Raw genomic sequence first — 20703 nt, forward strand, 5'->3', positions numbered from 1 at the left:
TTTTAAAAATCAAATTCGTCAAAATCGAAGGAGTCGGTAAACTGCTCCAGGTCGCGCCGCTCTTTCTTGGTAGGACGGCCGGCTCCCCTTTGCCTGTCGACAAATCCGCTGATCCGGTTCAACTCCAGCAGTTCGTATTGGTCGGGAGGGGTCACGTTTTCCATGAACTCGGGCACTTTGGTTGCACCCATGCGTTTATCGGTCAATGCCAGCACCTTGAATGAAAAAGTGACCGGCGGTTTTCGCACTTCAATGATCTCCCCTGCCCTGATATTCCTTGAAGGTTTTACGGCAACACTACTGATCACCACCCGCCCTTTCTTGCAGGCTTCGGAAGCAGCAGTACGTGTCTTAAAGATACGCACTGCCCATAACCATTTATCTATCCTTACTTCATCCATTTCTTTCAGATTAGTAGATTAACAGAACGAAGACTATCATCAGACGGGAAAATTCACAGCAGACAGCCTGCCCATACAGGCAGGATCTACCGGTTATTGTACTGATTCATTGTAATATGAATACCCGCCAGACAAAAGCTGCGGATCATGTCTACTGCCATATCGATCCGTTCGGGTAACAATCGCTGTTCTTCTTCCGAAAACCGGTCCAGGACATAATCTACCTGTCCGCCTCGCGGGAAATTATCTCCAATCCCGAATCTGAGCCGTGGATAATTCTGTCCTATCAGATCCTGGATATGCTTTAAACCATTATGGCCTGCATCACTCCCCTTCAATTTCATTCGTAATGCACCGAAGGGTAAAGCCAGATCATCAACCACCACCAGTAGATTCCGGTTTTCGATCTTTTCCTTCTGCAACCAGTAGCGGATAGCATTCCCGCTCAGATTCATAAAGGTAGAAGGTTTGAGCAGGATAAGCGATTTATTTCTAAGCCGCATCTCTGTAACAAACCCGTATCGCCTGTCCTCAAAAACAGCATTGGACGCTTTAGCAAAAGCGTCCAATACCATAAATCCAATATTGTGGCGGGTTTGCTCATAATCGGGTCCGATATTGCCCAATCCCGCAATCAAATATTTCATTTGACTGAAATTATTTATTCAAAATGTGTCATATGGAACTCGCTTTAATCATATACTTTACCAGTAATAATTCTTAAGCTCGTTTTATGCGATAATATTCAATTTCTTAATTATCAGCCTTTGCTGCTGCCCCTCTTGCGGCACGTGTCAACTGCACACGGCAAACAACCGCATTTTTGGCATTCAATATTTCAACATCCTCGAAGTTTAACTGGCCAACCTGAATAGATTTACCCAATTCCAGCTTCTCTACGTTTACTACAAGTTCTTCAGGCAATTTAGACGGCAACGCCTTCACTTTCAGCTTACGTGTATCGAGCGACAACTTACCACCGGCTCTCACACCAGCAGCCAGACCAGTCAGACGAACAGGGATTTCAATCACTACAGGTGCATTTTCAACCACATGCAGGAAGTCGATATGAAGAATAGTATCTTTTACCGGATGAAATTGCAATTCTTTTACAATGGCTTGTAATTTCTTTTCTCCAAGGTCGAGATTTACCAGGAAGACCTCCGGAGTATAAATCAACTTGCGAACATCTCCTTGCTTCACAACGAAGTTCACATTCCCTTCGCCATGTCCGCCATATACAACACACGGGATCAGCCCTTCGCTGCGATATGCCCTGGCCGCTTTTTTTCCGAAATCGTCTCTGATCTCGCCTTTCAATTCAAATGTTTTCATTTTTACAATTTGTTTGTGTTACTCAAAATAAAGTGCTTTCTTTATTTCCCATCACACGGGAGCTTTCAAAAAAGCGGCGCAAAGGTAATGATTTTCTTTTTATTAAACAACAGTCCAATATTTTTTAAGAGATTATTTATTTTACTCTTTTCCTGAGTTCCTCTGCGGAAATACTCATCAGTCGCCCGATAGGTTTCCCGTCACGATAAGTAATAATCCTCATTACATAAGCATCTTTCGGAATCCGTAAAGGTTCCTTATAGACCGGATAGAAATTGTCAGGAGTAGAAGCATCGAAACTGGTGTAAATATCCAGTCCTTCGATTTCTGTGGTGAGTGTCACCACAAGTTCCTCCCCTTCCTTTGTGACTGTTACAATAGGATCGTACATCGCCGGGGAATATTTAGTCTGCGCAAAATCGAAACGTGCAAAATGATCTTCTGTCTTAGCAACGAAACGATTCCATTCCTTTTTTTCTTTTGGAGACCAGAGTGATTCAGCCACAGCAAATCCGCGCGGCCAGACCATGTATTCCACCTGACGGATATTATATACCTGTTCAGTCCACAAGTTTGCCTGTCCACCCAATATATACTGTGCATTGGCACCTTCCGGTATAGGGTCGAATTGATAGGTTTGATTCAATCGCAGACTGTTATATACAATTGGCTCAGTAGAACGATCACCCTGCATATAATCGATATATACATAATTAGTCGGACTCATCACTACATAATGTCCCGATTTGGAAGCTTCAATCCCATGTTCAATCCCACGCCAACTCATCAATGCGGTAGTGGGTGTGATACCGCCTTCAAGGATCTCGTCCCAACCCATCATTTTTTTCCTTTTGGAAAGAATGATCTGTTCTACCCGTTTACCGAAATAGGATTGTACGCCAGCCATATTTTCTATTCCTTCACGGGCCATTAACTGTTTGACAGCCGGGCTCTTTTCCCAGAAAGTATAGGGAGCTTCGTCGCCACCGGTATGAATGTACTCAAACGGGAAAAGTTCCGCCACTTCAGTAATCACCTTATCCATGAATTCATAGACGTTTTCATTGGCAGGGCAAAGCGTATTCTCATAAATGGCAGCAGGTCGCCCTCCGGTATTCCAGTCGAGGAAAGGAGCACCCGTACGCACAAAATGGTCTCCACTCTCCGGGAAACAGGCCAATTCGGGATAGGCTGCGAGTATCGCAGAAGCGTGTCCCGGCACGTCTATTTCAGGCATCACCTGGACATTGCGCTCCATAGCATAGTTAATCACCTCTTTAATTTCATCCTGGGTATAAAAACCGCCATAGCTCTTAGCAGCATCGGGATCAGGATCGGAAAGGCTGCCGAACCAGCCTATCTGCCCGGTGCGCCAGGCCCCCACCTCTGTCAGTTTCGGCAGGCTCTTGATCTCAATACGCCAACCTTCGTCATCAGTAAGGTGCCAGTGAAATATATTGTATTTATATTTCACCATATTATCGATAAATTGCTTTACCTCATCTACCGTGAAAAAATGACGTGAGACATCAAGCATCAATCCCCTCCATTTTACCCGGGGATAATCCACAATCTCCACCACCGGTATCTGCCATGAAACATTCTCCTCCCTTTTATCACTCTCGATCTGGGGAGGTAAAAGCTGGAAAAACGTTTGCACCCCATACAACAGGCCGGCAGGCTTATTGGCTTTTAGTACCACTTTCCCGGGTGCAACCTCTAACCGGTATCCTTCGTTGCCAATCTCCTTATCGGCCGTCTTATTCAATAAGATCTGGATATTCGCATTGGCAGCGGAGGTGGTTACCTTCACTTTTTTCCCGGGTGCCGTTGAAAGTTTTTCTTTCAATAATCGGCTTATGTAGGCAGTCTCTTTGTCTGCCGGACTTGAAATAATTATTTCATCGGGCAACACATAATGCCCTCCTTTCTTAAGAAGCGAAACAGGTTCGGGGATAATAGAAATATTCCGTTCCTGTTGCTGTGCCATAACCGATATACCGACCAACATAAGTACAAGTATAAAAATTCTTTTCTTCATATAACTTAGTTTTAATTTCAAATGTAAGACTTCAGATGTAGGATGTAGATCTCCTTGTCTCCCCAGTCCACTTTTATCGTGCGAAGCACACCATCATTTCCCCTCCAGTCTCTCCCACTTTTCCACAATACACGCAAATCTACGAAATTTGTTGAAATAATTCACCGGTCACTGTCCTAATTTCACCCCCATATGCTTACTTTTCGTCCAACAGTGTGTTTAATACCAAAAAAATAGCTACTTTTGCAACTCTAAAACTAAGTTTACTAAAGTTAGACAATTTGAGTCGCCTTCGCTCCTCGATTTTCAATTCTCGCTATGGCATAATACACGCAAGTTTGTATTATGCTCATTTAGCTTAACGAAAACGTTCATTAAAACAATGATTAACAGGAATTTAATTCGTATCAGGGTTGTACAATTGGTTTATGCTTGGTACCAAAATACGAATAGAGATTTGCGTAACGCTGAAAAAGAATTATTGTTCGGCTTACAAAAATCATATGATCTTTATTATTTTCTACTTCTTCTGATGGTAGAGCTCACCGATACGTATCAAAACAGAATTGAGACAAAACGGAATAAATTTTTGCCGACGGAGGAGGATCTGCATCCCAACACCCATCTTATTGACAATAAGTTCATCCTGCAGTTGCGCGAGAACAAACAGTTCCAAAAACAGCTTGCGGAACGTCCTATGTCATGGGAGTCTAACGAGGCATTTATCAAGAGCCTGTTAGACGAGATTTTATCTTCGGAAACTTACAAAGAGTATACGGCGATTGCTTCTCCCTCTTACGAAGAGGACCAGGAGTTCTGGCGGAAAACGTTCAAACAGTTTATCTACGTGAACGAAGAGCTGGATGATATTTTGGAGGATGAGTGCATTTATTGGAATGACGATGTGGAGATCGTACAAACTTTTGTAATGAAGACCATCAAGCGGTTTTCTCCAAAGAATGGCGATAAACAACCTCTGCTACCAATGTTTAAGGACGAAGAAGATAAGGAGTACGCGTTGAAGTTACTCCATAATTCCATATTGGACGAGAAGGAATATCGCGGACTCATCGAGAAACATACCGAAAAGTGGGACTTCGACCGCATTGCATTCATGGATCTTATCATAATGCAGGTAGCACTTACCGAAATATTTACATTTGAGTCTATTCCAACCAATGTTTCACTAAACGAATATATCGAGATCGCCAAATCATACAGTACACCCAAAAGCGGCACCTTTATCAATGGAATTTTGGATGCGATTGTACAGGAGATAAAAAAAGAAAAGCGTATCTTTAAAAATTAATTATAAACACCTAAACAATAATTTTTATGAATGTTTTATTACAAGCAGCGCCAGGTGGTGCAGGAGGCATGGGCGGTACCCTGTTAATGATGGTTGCCATTTTCGCCGTATTTTATTTCTTTATGATACGTCCGCAACAGAAAAAACAGAAAGAATTGCAGAAAAGCCGCGAAGCAATGAAAGCGGGAGATAAGGTTGTTACTTCAGGGGGTATCCATGGAAGGATCAGAGAGGTAGGCGACACATGGTTTTTAGTGGAAGTAGCTGATGGCGTAAAATTAAAATTTGAAAAGGGTTCAGTATACGCCTCACCGGCCGACGTAGCACAACAGACCAAGTAAACTACGTTTGTGATGGAAGTAAAAGCTATCATCAAGAAATGGCTCCCTGGGATTAAGGCCTTTTTTTCCACTGTCCAGTGGAAAAATGTACTGGCTTTCCTTTTCTTCCTGGTGCTGGCTTTTATTTTCTGGTTAATGCTCTTCTTTCAGAAAGAAAACGTAGAGGGCACTTACAGGATACCGTTAAAATATACGAACATCCCCGACGATGTGGTGTTTGACAACCCCTTACCTTCCTTTTTAGAGGTAAGTGTAGCCGATAATGGAGCGCAGATCTTTCGTCTCGATATGAGAAAAAGAGATTCACTCGAAATCGATGTTGCCGAAATTACTGAAGGCAACAATACGGTACTTCAGGGCGACCAGTACAGGCAACTCATTAGGAACCAGCTGTTTCCCAGCACCACTATAAGGGGTTATTATCCTATGAATATCTCTTTGGCAACCTCTAAGTTACAAAACAAAGAATTGCCTGTAATTTTTGATGGTGAGATTACCACAAGCAGGGCCAATTTAGTGGCAGACAGTGCGACCTTTATACCGGAAGTAGTAATGGCATACGGTTCCCAGCAGTCGCTAGAAAAGTTGAAAGGTGCCGTAACCGAATATACCGTATTCAAAAACCTGAAGGCCACTTCGCAACTGCCAGTCAAAATAAACAATGTAGAAGGGGTAAAATTTATACCTTCACGGGTAGATATATATATTCCCATACGTGAATATACAGAACGGACCATCGAGGTCCCCATTACCGCCACCCATATACCGTCAAACCTCGATGTAAAATTTTTCCCGTCACGCGCCAATGTCACTTTCTCTGTCACACTTGATGAGTATAAGAAGATCGTCCCGGAAGATTTCTCCATTAAGCTCGACTACAGGAAGTTTCATTCTAACGAGGATGGGCGTGTGGAACTTGAACTCACCGACGCACCCTCTTCTATTATCAATCCCCGTATTTCTCCCACTTCGGTGGAATTCCTGTTTGAAAGTAAGACTAAAAGATGATAAGGATTGGTATCACAGGAGGAATAGGGAGTGGCAAGTCTGTTGTATCAGAAATTTTCCATCTGCACGGGATTCCTTTGTACAATGCTGATCTGGAAGCAAAAAAACTGAACGATTCATCACCTTATATCCGAGAACAACTGACATTACAAATTGGAAAAGACCTCTATATAGATGACAAGCTCGATAGAAAAAAGTTAGCTTCTATCATATTTCATGATAGCCGCAAGTTGGCCATTGTCAATTCCATTATCCATCCCGAACTGGCAAGGCATTTTACGGCATGGTGCCTGCAACGGAGACATTACCCTATGGTGATCCTCGACGCCGCCCTGCTTATAGAGGCGGGTTTTCACCAATTTGTAGATAAAGTGATTATGGTACAAGCCCCAAAAGAGCTTCGCATTGAAAGGGTCATTCAACGTGACGGGTCGGTACGCAATGAGGTAGAAGCCCGGATGGACAGCCAACTCCCTGAAGAGGAAAAAATAAAATATGCCGATTATGTGATCTGTAATGACAACCGGCATTCACTCATCAGGCAAGTCTCAGACCTGATGAAAGAGGTAACTAAAAATTGATATGAAAACACTACCTGATTGATTATCATCCTGATTTGTTGTTTTTCTGCAAATATAACTGTAACTTTGCTCCGAAATTATTAGGTTATTACTATTAAAAATCAAAATGAATGGTTGAACAAATTGGAATCAACGCCGGTAAGGTATGGACAATTCTGGACGAGAATGGCCGGCAGAATGTAAAAGAGATCAAAAAAGCAACGAAATTAACCGACAAAGACCTCTACGCAGCACTGGGATGGCTGGCAAGAGAAGGAAAAGTTGCTTTGGAAGCCGAAGAAAAAGAAGTCTTCGCATCATTGAGCTGACAAGGAAACTCATCGTTTAAATGAAAAAGTGTGTAAAAGCTGTCCGAAACGACAGCTTTTTTTATTCTTTCGTTTGTCGGTTCATAATAAAGAATGACTGCACCATCGCTAAACGTTTTGTAAAAAGTTTTTAATAGGTTTCATATCAATATTTTAGTGCCATATCTTCCAATACATATTTATTGCGTTTTTAAGAATATATACGTAGCTTTGCAGTATGGAAGTTAAACAATTACGCAACCGGCTCTTACAATTACTCCCTCAGGATCAGGTGTTCACTGATGAACTTTCGCGTCTTGTCAAAGGAACTGACGCAGGGCTCTACCGGCTTATCCCCAAAGCGGTGGTAAGGGTGAACTCGGAAGATGAGGTAATCCGCTTATTGGAATTCTGCCGGACAGAAAATATGCCTGTAACATTTAAAGCTGCCGGCACCAGCTTAAGCGGACAGACCATCTCCGATTCCATATTAATGGAAGCAGGGAATGGTTTTGAATTCTCCACCATCACTGATAAGGGAGCTACTGCCACATTCGGCTGCGCACTCACCGGTGCTGCCGCCAACCGTATATTGATAAGATATAAACGTAAACTGGGCCCCAAACCGGCTTCCATCAATTCTGCCAAGATTGGAGGGATCATTGCCAATAACGCGAGTGGATCGAGCTACGGTATCCGGTATAACAGTTACAATACTATCAGGTCGATGCGTATTATTTTTGCCGACGGCTCGTTATTGGATACCGCAGATAAAGAGAGTTGCCGTGCCTTCATTGCCGACCATCCTCAGCTTATTGCAGAAATAGAACAGTTGCACAAAGAGACTGTCAATAACGAAGCTATCCGGGAAAAGATTACATCAAAATTCCAATTGAAAAACACTTGCGGTTACGGGGTGAACTCGCTGATCGATTTCAGCGATCCCATCCAGATTATCCAGCACCTGATGATCGGTTCGGAAGGAACCCTGGGTTTTGTTTCACAGGCCACCTTCGAGACAGTTCACGATGCGCCTCTTAAAGCTACGGCGATGATCTATTTCTCCAACCTTCACGATGTGAGTAATACGATCATTCCGCTGCGGAGTTGCCAGGTAAGCGCTGCCGAGTTGATGGACCGTAACGCGTTACGTGCCGTGGAAGACCAAGAGGGTATGCCCGAAGAGTTGAGGTCATTACCGGAGGGTGCTGCCGCACTGTTAATCGACACCTCAGCCGACGACGAAGGGACTTTATTGGCACAAATGGCTGAGATTGAAGAAAAGCTGGCACATATAGATACGCTTACTCCGATCAGATTCACTACCGACAAACATCTATACAACCTCTACTGGAATGTCCGGAACGGGCTTTTCACTTCGGCAGCCGCTACCCGCCCACCCCGTACAGCCAGTATTATTGAAGATATCGCATTCAGGGCCGAGTCTCTGGGTGATGCACTTACCGACGTTCGCGAATTACTTGTCCGTACCGGTTATGGAAATGCAGTGATGTGGGGACATCTGTTAGACGGGAATGTACACTTCACTGTATTCCCTGACATCAATGTTCCCGAGGAAGTAGAAAAATATGCCGTTTTCATGCAGGAACTCTGCGAACTGGTCGCAGTAAAACATAATGGCAGCCTCAAGGCTGAACATGGTACCGGCCGGAATATGGCTCCTTTTGTAGAAAAAGAATGGGGTGGAGAAGTTTATGGATTGATGAAGCGCATCAAAAAAGCCTTCGATCCTGAAAATATACTCAACCCGGGCGTATTGATCAATGATGACCATGAAATCTTTATCAAGAACCTGAAACGGATCCCGGAGGCCAATCCTATTATTGATAAATGTATCGAGTGTGGTTTTTGTGAAGTGAGCTGCCCATCAAAGGATCTGACCCTTACCCCCCGGCAACGGATCATCGCTTACCGGCATCTGTCAGAGCAGGCTGTTTCCGGGAATAAGAAAAAGGATCCGGTACAGGAACAGTTGAGAAATATCTCCTATCCTATGGAAGAGACCTGTGCTACCGACGGATTGTGCGGTATTGCCTGCCCGGTAGGGATTGATACAGGAAAACTTATCAAAGAGTTGCGATGGCAGCAAAACAACAGGCTCGCCAACCGGGTTGCCGATACCATTGCCGATAATATGGCAGGAATGACTTCCTTGTTACGCAGATTGTTACCGATCCCTCATTACATCGGAAAGAGTGTAGGGTACCGGACGATGGAAAGCGTGACAAAAGGGCTTTACCGGTTAGGTGACGGAGCATTCCCGCTATGGACACGCCATACGCCCTCCGGCAGTAAAAAAATCAAACGCAATATTTTCCCTGCCACCAACCCCGATGCACCTATGGTTGTTTATTTCCCTGCATGTATCACCCGTGCCATGGGTGGTCCTTCATCCGGTTATGAAGAGAAGGAAGATATACCTCAAAAAATGCTTTCAGTGCTGAAAAAAGCAGGCTATGCGGTTATTATTCCTGAGGGAAAAGATGACCTGTGTTGCGGAATGGCTTTTAGCAGTAAGGGATTCCGGAAGCAGGCACAAAAAAAGGAGAATGAGTTGAACGAGGCACTATTGAAAGCTAGTCGAAACGGTGAATTGCCCATTGTCTGTGATATGAGTCCCTGCCTGCTGCATATGCGCGAAACACTCGACAAGCGCCTTAGGCTGTATGACCAGGTAGAGTTTATCCACGATTTTTTACTCGACCGGCTGCAATTTACCCTACAACCTATATCTATTGCCATCCATACTACCTGCAGCTCTACGAAGATGCATCTGGAAGAGAAACTTCGTGCAGTGGCGTCACGTTGTGCAGAAAAGGTGATCATCCCCGAAAATATCAACTGTTGTGGTTGGGCGGGCGATAGGGGGTTTTTCTATCCTGAGCTCAACAACTCGGCACTTGCACCACTAAGGCAAGGAATTCGAGATGCCACAGAGGGATACTCCAACAGTCGAACATGTGAGATAGGATTATCAATAAACAGTGGTATTTCCTATAAATCTATGATCTATCTGGTGGATAAGGCGAGTAGTGGAAAGTCCTGAAATTATTTCATCCGGTCAAATCCCTGTCCATAGACGCCCACCACATTGCTTTGTGAGATAAAGGCATTGCCATCGATCTGTTTTACCAGCCGGAAAATGGATGTCGACTCATTTCGCTTGGCCATCACCAAAAGTACCTTTTGTGGCTTTTGGGAGTACCATCCGACGCCATCCAATACGGTACAGCCACGGTGTAACTGGAGATTGATCTGGGTAGCGATCTCTTCATACTTGGTTGAGAAGATAAAGAACTGCACCGATTGTCGAATACCGTTCAGCACCCAATCGACCGAAGTAGCCATCACCGCAATAATAATGATTCCAAATACAATGGTCTCCATACTCTTGAAAATAAGAAAAGAAGAGGCCACAATGACAAGGTCGACAAACAACATTGTGCGGCCGGGGGTAATATTCCTGTACTTATTGATAATAAGCACTACAATATCAGTTCCACCACTACTACCGTTGACCGACATTACCAACCCTACTCCCGAACCCGCCACGATGGAGCCGATCAGTCCTGCCATAAGCGGCTCGTCCATCATAATCGGTTGCCATTGAAAACTCTCGAACATACCCAGGAAAAAGGACAGTAATGAAACTCCCACGATAGTTTTTACCAGAAACTGCCATCCCAGCACCTTAAAGGCTACCAATAACAGCACGGCATTCATTACAAATACCATCAACGACACAGGTAACCCGAAAGCATAATTTAAAAGCAAAGCGGCTCCTGCAAGTCCACCCATCACAAAATGGTGCGGCATAATGAACTGGGTAACACCCAATGCATACATGAAAGTACCCAGGACGATGACCAGGTAGTCTTTCCAGTAAAACCTCTTCAGGCTGAATTCAGGTAATTTTCCCATTTATATCACCACATTCACGATTTTCTTTGGTACAATAATTATTTTTTTCGGGCTTTTGCCTTCTATCCATTTTTGGGAATTGGGATGGTCAAGCACTGCTTTTTCGATCTCTTCGTTGGTTGCATCTGTCGGGAATTCCAATACAAACCGTGATTTCCCGTTAAAAGAGATCGCATAAGGGAAGGCATCCTCCTTGAGGAACTCTTCGTTCCACACCGGCCATTCCGCATCACATACCGTTGTGTTGTTACCTAACGCGTGCCAGAGCTCTTCTGCCATATGTGGAGCAAAAGGAGCAAGGCAAACAACCAGATCGCCCAGGATCGCTCTTTTGGAGCATTTCAATGAGGTGAGTTCATTCGCACAAATCATAAAGGCGGAAACCGACGTATTAAAAGAAAAATGTTCGATATCGAACGACACCTTTTTAATCAGTTTATGCAGCGCCTTTAACTCCTCTCTCGTCGGCTCGTCGTCAGTCACTGATAAATTGCCCTCTTTATAAAAGAGATTCCATACCCTGCGGAGGAAGCGGTGTACACCATCAATTCCGTTAGTATCCCACGGTTTGGATTGCTCAAGCGGCCCAAGGAACATCTCATAAAGACGGAGCGTATCGGCACCATACTTCTCCACTATATCATCGGGATTGACCACGTTGAACATCGATTTCGACATTTTCTCAATAGCCCATCCACAGATATATTTTCCATCCTCCAGGATAAATTCCGCCGTCTTGTACTCGGGGTTCCAGTTCCTGAATGCTTCTATATCGAGGATATCGTTGTGCACGATGTTAACATCCACATGAATAGGTGTCACATCATACTGCTCTTTCAGATTCAGCGACACAAATGTATTGGATCCTTTTATCCGGTATACGAAATTGCTCCTTCCCTGGATCATCCCCTGGTTCACCAGCTTTTTAAAGGGTTCCTCCTCGCAGGAGACACCCAGGTCAAACAGGAATTTATTCCAGAAACGGCTATAGACAAGGTGTCCGGTAGCATGCTCCGTCCCCCCTATATAAAGGTCTACATTGCGCCAGTAGCTGCCGGCATCTTCCGATACCAATGCATTGTCGTTCTGCGGATCCATATAGCGCAGGTAATAGGCCGACGATCCCGCAAATCCGGGCATCGTATTCAATTCCAGCGGATAGCCCTCTTTGGTATACCAGTTTGCAGCACGCCCCAACGGAGGTTCACCTGTTTCAGTAGGGAGGTATTTATCCACTTCCGGAAGTTCCAGCGGCAATTCACTTTCATCAAGAGTGTAGGGCATTCCGTCCTTGTAATAGACAGGAAAAGGTTCACCCCAGTAGCGTTGTCTGGAGAAAATAGCATCCCTGAGTCGGAAATTGATCTTCCTATAACCCAGTCCTCGTTTCTCTACCTCATCAATGGCTGCGGGGATAGCTTCCTTTACGGTCATTCCATTCAGGAAATCTGAGTTTATCATGATCCCCTCTTTGGCATCGAAACTCTCTTCCGACACATCACATCCCTCGACCAGGGGGATGACAGGCAGGTTGAAATGCCTGGCAAAGGTATAGTCACGGCTGTCATGCGCCGGTACTGCCATAATGGCTCCGGTCCCATATCCCGCCAGCACATAATCCGAAATCCATATCTGAAGTTGTTCTCCCGTAAAGGGATGTATGGCATACGACCCGGAAAATACGCCACTGACCGATTTGTCGGCAATACGTTCCCGTTCGGTTTTTTTCTTGGTTTTGATGATATATTCCTCTACCGCTTCACGCTGTCTATCGGTAGTCAGCTCGCCCACCAGTTCACTTTCGGGCGCAAGCACCATAAATGTCACGCCGAAGATGGTATCAGCACGGGTGGTGAAAATATCGAAAGTGCTACCCCGGGAGGTCTTAAAATGCATCACAGCCCCTTCACTGCGTCCTATCCAGTTCCGCTGTGTTTCTTTCAAAGAGTCGGTCCAGTCTACTTTATCCAATCCATCGAGCAAGCGTTGCGCATAAGCCGATACCCGCAGGCACCACTGCCGCATTTTCTTCTGTTCCACAGGATAACCTCCGCGAATAGAAAGGCCTTCACTTACCTCGTCATTGGCGAGTACCGTTCCCAACTCCGGACACCAGTTTACCATGGTATCTCCCAGATAGGCGATACGGTAGTTCATCAATATCTCTTGTTGCTCTTTTTCTGATTTGGCATTCCACTCTTCGGCAGAAAACTCCATCGGTTCATTACAGGCAAGGTCGAGACCGGCAGTTCCCTGTTGTGAGAAGACCTCTGTCAATTCGTCGATGGGGCGGGCTTGTTGTGCCTGATTACAATAGTAGGAATGGAACATACGGATGAATGCCCATTGGGTCCACTTATAATAGGCAGGATCACAGGTACGTACTTCACGGCTCCAGTCGTAAGAGAACCCTATTTTGTCCAGTTGCTCACGGTAACGTCTGATATTGTTTTCAGTAGTAATGGCCGGATGTTGTCCGGTTTGAATGGCATACTGCTCGGCCGGCAAACCATAGGCATCATATCCCATGGGATGCAACACATTGAATCCCTGTAGTCTCTTATATCTTGAAAAGATATCCGATGCGATATATCCCAGTGGATGCCCTACATGCAACCCTGCTCCCGAAGGGTACGGGAACATATCAAGCACATAAAACTTGGGTTTCGACCGGTCTTCGCCCACCTTATATATCTGATGATCAATCCAGTACTGCTGCCAACGAGTTTCTATCTCTCTAAAATTGTAATCCATTCCTTTACACTTTAAAAAACGGTGCAAATATAGCGAAAGCCGAGAGAAAAGCCAAACTTGTTTGAGCTTTTCCGAGGTGCATCCTATATTATGAAAATATAGTGAAAGCCGAGGGAATAACCAAGCTTGCTTGAGTTATTCCGAGGCGCATCCTATATTCTCTAAAGATAGTGATTTAATGGGATAATGGGATTAATGTGCCAATGAGACTAATATGGTAATTAGTAATTGGTAATCTTCAACACTCTATACATAAAGCTTATCAATAATATCGGCGTACCTCTCCAGAATCACTTTTCTCCGTAGTTTAAGGGTATTGGTCAACTCACCGGTTTCCATCCGGAATGGCTCGGATAGCAGAGCGAAGCGTTTAATTTTCTCATAGGAAGTGAACTGTGCCTGCAGCAGTTCGATGCGGCCGAAAATAAAAGCGTGGATATCAGGATTGTTCACCAACCCTTCCATCGAATCGAACGCAATACCCTGTTGGTTGGCATAGGCTTTGAGGGCTTCATAGTTAGGAACGATCAACGCGCTTACAAATTTGCGCTCGTCTCCAATCACCGCTACCTGATCAATATATTTATCCTCCCCTATACGCGTTTCGATCATTTGCGGTGCAATATATTTTCCATTGGAAGTTTTGTAGAGGTCCTTAATCCGATCGGTGAGAATAATCTCATTATTTTCCGTAAGGGAACCGGCGTCTCCTGTCCTGAAATAGCCATCCCCGGTAAAAGCAGCCTTCGTTGCCTCCGGTTTATTATAATACCCACACGTCACTGTTGCCCCCTTTACCAATATCTCATTGTTCTCCCCGATCTTCACATCCACATCAGGCATTACTTTTCCCACGGTACCGATACGGAATCCCCTTGCAGGAAAACAACTCACTGTGGCGGTAGTTTCTGTAAGGCCGTAACCATATATCAGGTGCACATCTATCGACTGCATGAATTCGTTAATGGTATCCGACAAAGGAGCCCCTGCTACAGGAAAGAAATTTCCACGGTCAATACCCACTACCCGTTTTACCAGATAAAAAACGGTATGCCTGTAGAGAAAGAATTTTATCCTGTTACCTATCGGAGGCCTCTTCCCTTCGTTTATAAATTCCAAATTATGACGGCGGCCTGTTTTCACGGCATCTGTAAACAGCCATTTCATAACTCCCGAAGCGCTGTCCATTTTCTCTTTCACACCATCATATACCTTTTCCCAGAAACGGGGGACATTGCTCATCAATGTGGGACGCACCTGTTTAATGGTTTCCCTGATTTCCCCCGGCTCCTTGTTCACTGCCACAGTTATTCCTTTGTATAGACAGTAATAACTCCAGGCCTTTTCAAAGATATGGGTAAGAGGAAGAAAACACATGGAAAGATCTTTTTCCGACAAATCGGTAAGCCGGATATCATGTATCCTGAATATTTCAGAGAAGTTGGCATGTGTCAGCATCACTCCTTTCGGCTCACCGGTAGTCCCTGAAGTATAGATAATAGTCGCCAGGTCGTTATTATCCAGTTGCTTCAACCTGGCATTCACCAATGCCAACGACTCGGAATTATCCCCGGTAGTAATGAAATCATCAAAATAGACCGACGTCTTGTCGTCAGGTTTCAAAACGACATTCCTGTCGAAGACAATCAGTTTTTCAAGCAAATTATTCTCTTGTTGAACCTTATATGCATTATTATATTGGAACTGCTCTCCCACAAAAAGTAGTTTTATCCGGGCATCATTCACAATATAACTTACCTGCATCGGCGAAGAAGTCGCATACATCGGTACCATCACCGCCTTGTTGGCATATACTGCAAAATCGGTGATCAGATATTTTCCCATATTCTGGGAATATATCCCGATATTATCTCCCGGTTCCACTGCCATTTCCGCCAGGGCTTGGGCAGCTTTCATGATCTTATCCGATAGATCGTTCCATGACAAATGCAACCACTCGCCAGCCGGCCCCTGATACATGACTGCTGTTTTTTTACCATATTTTTGTGCCTGCCTGTGAACAAGTCCGCCTAAATGAGAATATGCCATTGCCTTCTGTTTAATTCAGTCAAAAATACACTTTTTTCCCGATTATGCCTCAAAATAATGTGCTTTTTTTATAGTTTTGCCCTGTTTTATTCTCTGTTGGTTCAATTTTACTTAACAATCTAAAAACTCGAAGATTAATTAACTACACTTAACGTGTTTTTTTGACAGAAAATAAAAGTGACCCATTATCTTTGCATTGTTATGGAAAGACTGAGCATTATATCCCTTACACTATTGACAACTCTTTTATCCCCTGCGATAAAAGCACAGGGGTATTATGCAGCTAACATAAGCCCCGACTCAAACACACCGGCATCTACTATTTTTTTAATGCCGAATGTGTATCCTGCCGTGGTATTGGAAGGTGACACTGTCGCCTGTATGTGGTTGAAGGATTTTATTAAGTATTCTCCGCTTACCTTCCGCAACACCAAAGATCAGATAGCCTATACCAGGCTGGTTCGTGATGTAAAGAAAACACTCCCTTACGCGAAAGAAATTGCGGCCATTATCCTGGAAACATATGAATATATGGAGACGCTTCCCAACGATAAAGAGCGGCAAAAACACCTCAATCGGATGGAGAAATACCTTATGGATCAATATACCCCCAAAATGAAAAAACTTACCCGGTCGCAGGGACAACTATTAATGAAATTAGTTGACCGGGAAACCAACTCCTCCTCCTATCACATTATCGACGCCTTTATGGGTAGTTTTAAAGCGTGGTCCTACAACCTGTTTGCCGGAATGTTCGGCAATAGCCTCAAGACCAGGTATAACCCCTTTGGAGAAGACCGTGTAACAGAGCGTGTCTGCGTCCTTGTGGAACAAGGAGCGGTGTGATGAATTTAGTAATTACTAATTATCGCATGAAGTGCATTATCATCAAATCATCACATTAATTTGTTACCTTTGCATTGTCATTTTTCCGGGCACCTAGGCACCCGGGTATATTATTCACGTTATTTTCATGAGGATAAATTTCTTGCAGGATTTTCAACCTGTACTTTTTCAATCATTAAAAACCTATAACAAAGAGAAATTCTTTGCCGACCTGATGTCAGGATTAATTGTGGGAGTGGTAGCATTGCCACTGGCCATTGCTTTTGGGATTGCATCAGGAGTTGCGCCGGAGAAGGGGATCTATACAGCCATAATCGCCGGATTCATCATCTCATTCCTGGGTGGCAGTAAAGTTCAGATCGGTGGTCCTACCGGCGCCTTTATCGTGATTGTCTATGGTATTGTAGAGCAATACGGAGTGCAAGGCCTTGCCATTGCGACCGTACTGGCCGGCATAATGCTTTTGGCAATGGGTTTCCTGAAACTGGGAGCAGTCATCAAATTTATCCCCTATCCCATTGTTATCGGCTTCACAAGTGGTATCGCCCTGACCATCTTCTCCACACAGATAAAAGATTTTTTCGGACTTACCACTCCAGCATTGCCGTCCGGCTTCATTGAAAAATGGGGTGTCTACCTCCAGCATTTCGGCTCGATCAATTGGTGGGCTGCACTCATCGCCATGATAAGCGTAGTCATTATCATATTCACCCCAAAAATATCAAGAAAGGTGCCGGGCTCACTGGTAGCACTTGTCGTGATGACTTTGGCGGCTTACCTGATGAAAACCTACGGAGGCATTACAACCATAGAGACTATTGGCGACAGGTTTATCATCAACAACCAGTTGCCTGATATGGAACAAATACCGCTAAGTCTCGAAAGCATCCGGTTGCTGTCCCCTGCCGCATTTACCATAGCCATGCTGGGAGCTATCGAATCACTATTATCGGCTACGGTAGCGGATGGAGCAACCGGACACAAGCACAATTCGAATATGGAACTGGTGGCACAGGGCGCGGCCAATATCATCACCCCATTTTTTGGAGGTATCCCGGCTACCGGAGCCATTGCACGCACAATGACCAACATCAACAATGGCGGAAGGACACCTGTCGCGGGAATTATCCACGCCGTGGTACTCCTGTTGATAGTCCTGTTCCTGGGTGATCTTACCCGGCATATCCCCATGGCTTGCCTTGCAGGGGTATTGGTGGTTGTAGCATACAACATGAGTGAGTGGCGTACATTCGTATTACTCACCAGACAGTCGAAATCGACTATGGGTATTCTGATGACCACCTTTTTGCTTACTGTTATTTTCGATCTGACCATCGCCATAGGAGTCGGTTTGATGCTTGCGATTTTCGGCTTTCTCAAGAGAATGAATGAAAGTACCCAGATATCCCGTACTACCGGAAGTATTGATCTGGCAAAAGAGATGGAATCCCAATCTGCCGACACTCAGGAAGAAGTACTTCATCTGCCCGATGGTGTGGAAGTCTATGAAATTGAAGGGCCTTTCTTTTTTGGAGTAGCCAGTAAATTCGATGAGATAACACGGGAATTGGGGGATCATCCACGTATTCGGATTATCCGTATGCGAATGGTGCCTTTCATCGACTCAACCGGATTGAACAACCTCGAAATGTTGTGTAGACGGTCAAAGAAAGAGAAGATACAAATCATTCTTTCAGGAGTGAAAGAGAATGTACGCGAAAGTATCGAAAAGTCGGATATTCCACAGATCATCGGGAGTGAGAATATCTGTTCCAATATCCACCTGGCAGTAGAGAGAGCTGTATTATTGAATGCAGGGCAAAAACAGGCTAACGATGGTTGATCCGATTAACAACCGATCCTACCAACCCACAGACTGGTTACCTACCACTAAGAAAGAATTGGATCTTCGTGGATGGGATACCCTGGATGTGATCCTTTTCTCCGGTGATGCCTATATCGATCACCCCTCTTTTGGCACAGCAGTAATTGGCCGCCTGCTCGAAAGCCAGGGCTTACGTGTGGCGATTGTACCACAACCCAACTGGCGGGACGATTTACGTGATTTCAAGAAACTGGGCACTCCCCGCCTCTTCTTTGCAGTGACCGCCGGCGTAATGGATTCAATGATCAATCATTACACAGCCAATAAAAGGCTCCGATCACAGGATGCTTACACCCCTGACGGCCGGGCCGATATGCGCCCCGACAGGGCAGTAACTGTCTATTCCCGTATCCTGAAAGAACTCTATCCCGACATACCGGTCGTAATCGGCGGAGTGGAAGCTTCACTGCGCCGGGTCACCCATTACGATTATTGGGATGATAAACTCCACAAAAGCATCCTGACAGATGCAAAAGCCGACCTGCTGATATACGGAATGGGGGAACTCCCCCTGAAACAACTGATACGTGAGATCCACAGCGGAAAATCCATCCAGAAGATCAATGATATTCCGCAAACCGCCTTTCTATGCACTGAAGCTCCGGAAAATCCGTTCAATGAAGAAATCTCCCTTTTTTCGCATGAGGAGTGTGCGAAAGATAAATTGAAACAGGCTAAAAATTTCCGTGTGGTAGAGGAACAATCCAACCGGCTCCGTGCTGCACGCATTCTTCAAAAGGTAGATGGCAGAACGCTTGTCGTCAATCCCCCCTATCCCCCGATGGGAGAGGAAGAGATTGACGCCTCGTTCGACCTTCCTTATACCCGGCTACCCCATCCAAAATACAAGGGCAAGCATATCCCGGCTTATGAGATGATCAAATTCTCGGTCAATCTCCATAGAGGATGTTTCGGGGGATGTGCTTTCTGCACTATCTCTGCACACCAGGGGAAATTCATTGCTTCACGCTCCAAACAATCTATTTTGGATGAAGTGGAGAAAATCACCCAGATGCCCGACTTCAAAGGATATATCAGTGATCTGGGAGGCCCCTCTGCTAATATGTACCGGATGCAAGGGAAGGATCTCTCTATTTGCGAAAAGTGTAAAAAACCCTCCTGCATCTTCCCGAAGGTCTGTTTTAACCTGAATACCGATCATTCCGACCTGATAGAGATATACAGGGCGGTGGATGCATTGCCGGGAATAAAGAAATCATTTATCGGAAGCGGCATCCGCTACGATATGCTGTTGCAGGAGAGCAACGATGAGAAAACCAATGAATCGTACCGGACATACCTCGGCGAACTGATCAGGAATCATGTCTCAGGCAGATTGAAAGTGGCTCCTGAACACACATCGGATGATACCCTGAAAATAATGCGGAAACCTTCTTTCGGTTATTTCGACCGGTTCAAACAAATCTTCGATGAAGTGAATAAAAAACATTCACTGAATCAACAATTAATTCCTTACTTCATTTCATCGCATCCGGGATGTAGAGAGGAAGATATGGCTGAACTGGCCGTTATCACAAAAAAACTGAACTTCAAGCTGGAACAGATACAGGACTTCACTCCTTCTCCCATGACACTGGCTACCGAAATCTATTACACCGGTTATCATCCTTATACATTGCAACCAGTATATACGGCCAAAACCAAAGAGGAAAAAAATGAGCAACGTCAATTTTTCTTTTGGTATGATCCTAAACAGAGACAATCGGTAATCAAAAGACTTAAACGAATAGGTAGGCCCGACCTGATCAAAAAACTTTATTCAAAAGATATTCTATAAAGAAACTCAAGTTTCACAAGTTGTGTGATTACGACTAAATCATCCGGCTTTTTTAATCCTTTTAATCATACATATTTCTCAAATATACTTACCAAAAGTAATGTAAAGAAATAATAGCTCTAATTG

At 44.5% G+C, this 20703-nt stretch carries 16 protein-coding genes; 9 read left to right on the forward strand and 7 right to left on the reverse strand.

Going from position 1 to position 20703, the window contains the following annotated elements; translation table 11 throughout:
• Window positions 1-2: 2 nt before the first annotated feature.
• The 4 genes from PSM36_RS16095 to PSM36_RS16110 form a co-directional block, all read right to left on the reverse strand.
• A complete protein-coding gene (locus PSM36_RS16095; protein WP_076931775.1) occupies window positions 3-401 on the reverse strand; it encodes an RNA-binding S4 domain-containing protein in 399 nt (132 codons plus the stop codon).
• An 86-nt stretch (window positions 402-487) separates the two neighbouring features.
• Window positions 488-1048: an aminoacyl-tRNA hydrolase gene (pth, locus tag PSM36_RS16100; RefSeq protein WP_076931776.1), complete on the reverse strand. Its 561-nt coding sequence runs from the start codon at window positions 1046-1048 to the stop codon at window positions 488-490.
• A gap of 106 nt (window positions 1049-1154) precedes the next feature.
• Window positions 1155-1736: a 50S ribosomal protein L25/general stress protein Ctc gene (locus PSM36_RS16105; RefSeq protein ID WP_076931777.1), complete on the reverse strand. Its 582-nt coding sequence runs from the start codon at window positions 1734-1736 to the stop codon at window positions 1155-1157.
• Between the two features lie 136 nt (window positions 1737-1872).
• On the reverse strand, window positions 1873-3777 hold the full coding sequence (locus tag PSM36_RS16110; protein ID WP_076931778.1) for a beta-N-acetylhexosaminidase: 1905 nt from the start codon (window positions 3775-3777) through the stop codon (window positions 1873-1875).
• Between the two features lie 382 nt (window positions 3778-4159).
• On the opposite strand from PSM36_RS16110, the gene nusB reads away from it, so the two are divergent.
• The 6 genes from nusB to PSM36_RS16140 all read left to right on the forward strand — a co-directional run bounded on the left by nusB (window position 4160) and on the right by PSM36_RS16140 (window position 10370).
• The gene (gene nusB, locus PSM36_RS16115) at window positions 4160-5086 is read left to right on the forward strand and encodes a transcription antitermination factor NusB (RefSeq protein ID WP_076931779.1); all 927 of its coding nucleotides are present in this window, start codon (window positions 4160-4162) and stop codon (window positions 5084-5086) included.
• Window positions 5087-5103: 17 nt separating this feature from the next.
• Window positions 5104-5427, forward strand: coding sequence for a preprotein translocase subunit YajC (gene yajC, locus PSM36_RS16120; RefSeq protein ID WP_091906788.1), 324 nt, complete (start codon window positions 5104-5106; stop codon window positions 5425-5427).
• A 9-nt stretch (window positions 5428-5436) separates the two neighbouring features.
• Window positions 5437-6435 carry a YbbR-like domain-containing protein gene (locus PSM36_RS16125; RefSeq protein WP_154671051.1) on the forward strand — a complete coding sequence of 333 codons (999 nt, stop codon included), beginning with the start codon at window positions 5437-5439 and terminating at the stop codon, window positions 6433-6435.
• Window positions 6432-7016, forward strand: a complete 585-nt coding sequence (gene coaE, locus PSM36_RS16130) for a dephospho-CoA kinase (RefSeq protein WP_076931782.1) — start codon at window positions 6432-6434, stop codon at window positions 7014-7016. Before PSM36_RS16125 ends, coaE begins: the two co-directional genes overlap by 4 nt.
• A gap of 110 nt (window positions 7017-7126) precedes the next feature.
• Window positions 7127-7324 (forward strand): winged helix-turn-helix domain-containing protein, encoded by a 198-nt coding sequence (locus tag PSM36_RS16135; RefSeq protein ID WP_076931783.1) that lies wholly within the window; start codon window positions 7127-7129, stop codon window positions 7322-7324.
• A 217-nt stretch (window positions 7325-7541) separates the two neighbouring features.
• The gene (locus tag PSM36_RS16140; protein WP_076931784.1) at window positions 7542-10370 is read left to right on the forward strand and encodes an FAD-binding and (Fe-S)-binding domain-containing protein; all 2829 of its coding nucleotides are present in this window, start codon (window positions 7542-7544) and stop codon (window positions 10368-10370) included.
• Between the two features lie 2 nt (window positions 10371-10372).
• Here the strand turns inward: PSM36_RS16140 and PSM36_RS16145 are convergent, their stop codons facing one another.
• From PSM36_RS16145 to PSM36_RS16155, 3 genes are all read right to left on the reverse strand, one after another.
• Complete coding sequence (locus PSM36_RS16145; protein ID WP_076931785.1) at window positions 10373-11245, reverse strand: YitT family protein; 873 nt, start codon at window positions 11243-11245, stop codon at window positions 10373-10375.
• Complete coding sequence (gene leuS, locus PSM36_RS16150; RefSeq protein WP_076932329.1) at window positions 11246-13999, reverse strand: leucine--tRNA ligase; 2754 nt, start codon at window positions 13997-13999, stop codon at window positions 11246-11248.
• Between the two features lie 246 nt (window positions 14000-14245).
• Window positions 14246-16048, reverse strand: a complete 1803-nt coding sequence (locus PSM36_RS16155) for an AMP-dependent synthetase/ligase (protein WP_076931786.1) — start codon at window positions 16046-16048, stop codon at window positions 14246-14248.
• A 201-nt stretch (window positions 16049-16249) separates the two neighbouring features.
• Between PSM36_RS16155 and PSM36_RS16160 the strand changes: the two genes are divergently transcribed.
• From PSM36_RS16160 to PSM36_RS16170, 3 genes are all read left to right on the forward strand, one after another.
• Entirely contained in the window at window positions 16250-16894 is a 645-nt protein-coding gene (locus PSM36_RS16160) for a DUF4294 domain-containing protein (protein WP_083711104.1), read from the forward strand.
• Window positions 16895-17021: 127 nt separating this feature from the next.
• Window positions 17022-18737 (forward strand): SulP family inorganic anion transporter, encoded by a 1716-nt coding sequence (locus PSM36_RS16165; protein ID WP_076931788.1) that lies wholly within the window; start codon window positions 17022-17024, stop codon window positions 18735-18737.
• Window positions 18730-20577, forward strand: coding sequence for a YgiQ family radical SAM protein (locus PSM36_RS16170; protein ID WP_076931789.1), 1848 nt, complete (start codon window positions 18730-18732; stop codon window positions 20575-20577). The genes PSM36_RS16165 and PSM36_RS16170 overlap by 8 nt, the downstream gene beginning before the upstream one ends.
• The last annotated feature ends 126 nt before the right edge of the window (window positions 20578-20703 follow it).

This window comes from Proteiniphilum saccharofermentans, assembly GCF_900095135.1.
GTDB lineage: Bacteria > Bacteroidota > Bacteroidia > Bacteroidales > Dysgonomonadaceae > Proteiniphilum > Proteiniphilum saccharofermentans.